Annotated in this window: 5 protein-coding genes; 1 reads left to right on the plus strand and 4 read right to left on the minus strand. The window is 62.9% G+C overall.

Annotation, left to right across the window (positions count from 1 at the left end; genetic code table 11):
* Nucleotides 1-186 precede the first annotated feature (186 nt).
* The 4 genes from AB5Z25_RS10360 to AB5Z25_RS10375 form a co-directional block, all read right to left on the minus strand.
* Nucleotides 187-1,029 carry a Cof-type HAD-IIB family hydrolase gene (locus AB5Z25_RS10360; RefSeq protein WP_368135521.1) on the minus strand — a complete coding sequence of 281 codons (843 nt, stop codon included), beginning with the start codon at nucleotides 1,027-1,029 and terminating at the stop codon, nucleotides 187-189.
* Nucleotides 1,030-1,116: 87 nt separating this feature from the next.
* On the minus strand, nucleotides 1,117-2,535 hold the full coding sequence (locus AB5Z25_RS10365) for a citrate synthase (RefSeq protein ID WP_368135523.1): 1,419 nt from the start codon (nucleotides 2,533-2,535) through the stop codon (nucleotides 1,117-1,119).
* Between the two features lie 77 nt (nucleotides 2,536-2,612).
* Nucleotides 2,613-2,900, minus strand: coding sequence for an ACT domain-containing protein (locus AB5Z25_RS10370; protein ID WP_006235289.1), 288 nt, complete (start codon nucleotides 2,898-2,900; stop codon nucleotides 2,613-2,615).
* Between the two features lie 396 nt (nucleotides 2,901-3,296).
* Nucleotides 3,297-3,992: a site-specific integrase gene (locus AB5Z25_RS10375; RefSeq protein WP_035137432.1), complete on the minus strand. Its 696-nt coding sequence runs from the start codon at nucleotides 3,990-3,992 to the stop codon at nucleotides 3,297-3,299.
* Between AB5Z25_RS10375 and AB5Z25_RS10380 the strand changes: the two genes are divergently transcribed.
* Nucleotides 3,918-4,100: hypothetical protein (locus AB5Z25_RS10380; protein WP_368135528.1), on the plus strand; the 183-nt coding region annotated here is incomplete at its 3' end. The genes AB5Z25_RS10375 and AB5Z25_RS10380 overlap by 75 nt on opposite strands.

The raw sequence follows: 4,100 nt of genomic DNA on the forward strand, positions 1-4,100 counted from the left end.
TCACCATTGTCGGCCTAATCCGCGGTCTTTCATGCAGCAGGGGCTCTCAATGTTTTTATGTCCTGCTCATATCGTCTCTGCCGGCAGTGGGGGACAGTCCTTGCAGCTTTTTGCGAAGAGTGTCCCCAACGACTAGTCGTTTAAGAACGTCCCCAATGACTAGTCGTTTAAGAACGTCCCCAATGACTAGGCGAGGGCGGCCATGATGGTGCGGGCGACGCCGTCGTGGTCGTTGTCGAACTCGGTGATGGCGTCGGCGGCGTCGCGGTCCTCGGGCTCGGCGTTGATCATGGCCATGCCGTGTCCCGCTGCCTGCAGCATGGGGATGTCGTTGATGTTGTCGCCGAACGCCCAGGCGTCGGCGAGACGCTCGCCCAGGTGCTCGCACAGCCACGTGAGGGCCGTCCCCTTGGTGGTGCCCTCGCCCATGACCTCGATATTCATGGCGTAAGAACGCGTGATCTCAATGCCTCCGAGCGTGTCGAGCGCCGCCGCGATGGCGTCGCGATCGGCCGGGTCGTGCCAGTACATGGCGATGCGTTCGAGCGTCTCGACCTCATCGATCTTGCTGTCGATATCCATGTCGATCGGTGTTCGTGTGCGCTTGAGCGAAGCCGCGATGTGGGGGTCGCCGCCGCAGAACTCATCCAGACGCCCGTATAGCGAACGGGGGAGGAAGCACTGTCCATCCGCGAAGATATCGAAGGTCACATCGTGGCCGGCTGCAATGCTATGGACGCGGTGGGCGATGGCGCGGTCGAGCGGTCGGCTCAAAATGCGCGTGGCGCGCGAGGCATCGGTGGGCACAACGTCGTCGAGCTGCCAGACGCTGGCACCGTTGGCGCAGACCGCGTAGTGTACGGCGGGGTGGGCGAGGATGGGCTCAAAGATGCCCGACAGAGGACGCCCCGTGCAGGGCACAAACTCAATCCCACGTCGAGCGAGATCGTCGAGCATTGCCCAGGTGGCGTCGCTCATCTGCTTATCACTCGTCAGCAGCGTTCCATCCATATCGGAAAACACAATCATTCGCTGCAATCCTTTCTACTGGCATAAAAAGCGTGGCCGAGGGCGGTGATGCCCTGGCCACGCTTGGGTTCTATAACGGTCTGTGTCCTAACGATCGGCGAGCGGCTTGTACTCCAGCGGCTCGATAACCGGGCGATACGCGGGACGGATGATGCGGTGCGCGCAGAAGAGCTCTTCCATGCGGTGCGCAGACCAGCCGGCCATGCGGGCGACGGCGAACAGCGGCGTAAAGAGCGTCTCGGGCACGCCGAGCATCTTGTAGATAAAGCCCGTGTACAGGTCGATGTTGGCGCAGATGGGCTTGGTCATGCCGTGGTCGCGCATCACCTGCGGTGCCAGGCGCTCGATGCGCTCGATGAGTGCGAACTCTTCGCCCAAGTCCTTCTTGGCTGCCAGTGAGCGCGCGTAACGGCGGCAGACCTCGGCGCGCGGGTCGCTGAGCGTATAGACGGCGTGGCCCATGCCGTAGATGAGGCCCGTGCCGTCGAAGGCCTGCTTGTCGAGGATCTTGCCCAGGTAGGCCGCGACCTCGTCCTCGTCTTCCCAATTGGAGACATGCGCACGGATGTCCTCGTGCATGGACACGACCTTGGCGTTGGCGCCGCCGTGGCGCGGGCCCTTGAGCGAGCCGATGGCCGCGGCGTAGGCGGAATACGGGTCGGTAGCCGAGGAGGACAGCACGCGGCAGGCAAACGTGGAGTTGTTGCCGCCGCCATGCTCGGCATGCAGCATGAGCATCACGTCGAGCAGCATGGCTTCGTCGCGGGTGAATGCCATGCCGCCGCGGAGCACCTGCAGGATGGTCTCAGCGGTGGAGAGGCCGGGTGTGGGGTGCGGTACATGAACCTCGGAGCCGCGGCGTTTGGCGACCGAGGCCATATGCGCGAAGGCGGCGATGCGGGGGAGACGGGCGAGCATGGAGATGGCGACGTCGATTTCGTGCTCGGGTGTTATGGCGTCGGGCTCGGCGTCGAAGGCGTAGAGCAGCAGCACGGCGCGCTGAAGCACATTCATGATGCTCGACGACACCGTGGTCATGGGGAACTCGCGGACGTACTCGTCGCTCAGGTGCCTAAAAGCGCCCAGACGTTCGCAAAAACCGTCAAGCTCTTCCTTGGTGGGCAGAGAGCCCGTGATGAGCAGGTAGGCGACCTCTTCGTAGCCATAGCGATCCTCGGCCTGGGCGTTGTTGACCAAGTCCTCGATGCTGTAGCCACGAAGCGTGAGTTTGCCCTGATCGGGCACGACCTTTCCGTCGACCTTGTTGTAGCCATGCACATCCGAGATACGGGTGAGACCCGCGACCACGCCCGAGCCGTCGGCATTGCGCAGGCCGCGCTTGACGTTGTGCTCTACGAACAGGTCCTCGTCGTACGGGGCGGTCGGCAGGCCGTGGTAGAGGTTTTCGCTTTCGGGCGAAATCTGACGGCTCGCCTCGTAATCCAGAACCAGGCGGCTCAGGTGATCGTCGAAGCGGTAGTAGATTTTCTTGGCGTCGTAGGCCATGCGCGCTCCTCTCCGGTCCGCTTTGGGGCCGCGCGCTTGGACGATATGACGTCAAGCTGCCCCGAGCGGCTTGTTCGCTACAGGCGGTACATAAAGTTAAAAACGTCCTCGCGCTGAATGGACACGTTGACGCCCGAAAGCTCGCCTGCCTCGGCCAGGGCCTTCTGCAGCTCGGCGAAGTCGAGCTTGGACTCGGCGGTGTCGGCCAGCATGGTCATGGTGAAGATGTCCTCGATAATGGACTGCGTAATGTCGCGGATGTCGACGTTGGCCTCGCCCAGAACACGGGTGACGCCGGCGACGATACCGGGGCGGTTCTTGCCAAGGACGGTGATGACGATACGGGAGGACGAGATCTCGGCCATGGGAAACCCTTTCGCGTGATTGCGGCGCGCGCGGGGCGCTCCGCTACGGTACAGTGTTCATCATTGTACCTGTCTGGCGCAAAAAAGGCGCGCTCGCTGCGGCGTTACATGCCTGCAACATGAGCGTAAGGGGGAAGGCCGTACGGGGAAGAGCCGTCTGGCGCGTGTCCGGCTCGTGTTGGGTTGATTTCCGATCTCAGCCGAACACATTGAGCGGACAGGCCGTTCCCGCAGTCAGCCGAACGCCTCCGACGGCTGATTCCGAACTGGAAGCGGAGGGCATCCCCGCCCTTCGGTAGGGGATACCGCTCCGCGGCGCATGCCGCGGGCGGCGCCCCTATCGGACCACCGTGACCTCAGTTGGGATGGGCCCAGCACTGCCGCGTACTCGGTGAGCTAGAGCCAACTGTTCGTCTTCACGTCGCGTATGGCGATATTTCGGTCGTCCGGCTCGGTGATGCCGTAGCCGAACGCCTGGAGCGTCTCGATGGACTCCTGGATCCTCTGTTGGAACATGGGACCCGGATCGACCCTCGGCCCGAGGTGCCCGCGCCAAAGGCACGGCGTGGCGCGCAGCATGTTATGGATTTTGGAGATGGGCTCGATGTCGGCGTAGACGTTGAGCGTCGCCATGGCGTCCTTGTGGCCGAGGATCGATTGGAGCGCCTTGATATCGCCGCCTTGGCGGATCCACTGCGTTGCGAACGTGTGGCGAAGGCCGTGGAACGTGATCAGCTCGTCGTTGGTGCCCATGAGGCCGTTGGTCTCCGAGAACGTCTTGAACGCCCTGCGGATATAGCTTGTCGTCGCGAAGGTCGCGCCCGGCTCCGACAGGATGTAGCAGTCCCCGATCTCGACCGCCCCGGTAAGGCCGCGCAAGCGCAGCTTTCCGCAGTCGATCTCGTGGGTCTCCTTCAGGAAGGGGAGTAGGCCGACCGGGTCGATGGGGATACCCCTGGCGTCATGGGTCTTGGTGTCCTTGATGAACGAACCCATTCCCTTCGCGTACGCCACCGAGTGTCTGATCGAGATCAGGCCCGTCTCGAAATCCACATCGCACCACCGAAGGCCGCAGACCTCGCCGATTCGCATCCCCGTGTGCAGGGCGAGTACGACCGCCCTCTAATCCTCGGCGGACCAATCGAGTCCGAACTCCTTTCGGGCATCCTCTTCGCTCATGACTTCGAGAAGGTCTCCGGG

The organism is Collinsella aerofaciens, assembly GCF_040910325.1.
Lineage (GTDB): Bacteria > Actinomycetota > Coriobacteriia > Coriobacteriales > Coriobacteriaceae > Collinsella > Collinsella aerofaciens_BL.

Excerpts from the sequence above, each read along its gene's own strand:
- AB5Z25_RS10360 (WP_368135521.1), bottom strand. The coding sequence starts at position 1,029 with ATGATTGTGTTTTCCGATATGGATGGAACGCTGCTGACGAGTGATAAG.
- AB5Z25_RS10365 (WP_368135523.1), bottom strand. The coding sequence starts at position 2,535 with ATGGCCTACGACGCCAAGAAAATCTACTACCGCTTCGACGATCACCTG.
- AB5Z25_RS10370 (WP_006235289.1), bottom strand. The coding sequence starts at position 2,900 with ATGGCCGAGATCTCGTCCTCCCGTATCGTCATCACCGTCCTTGGCAAG.
- AB5Z25_RS10375 (WP_035137432.1), bottom strand. The coding sequence starts at position 3,992 with ATGCGAATCGGCGAGGTCTGCGGCCTTCGGTGGTGCGATGTGGATTTC.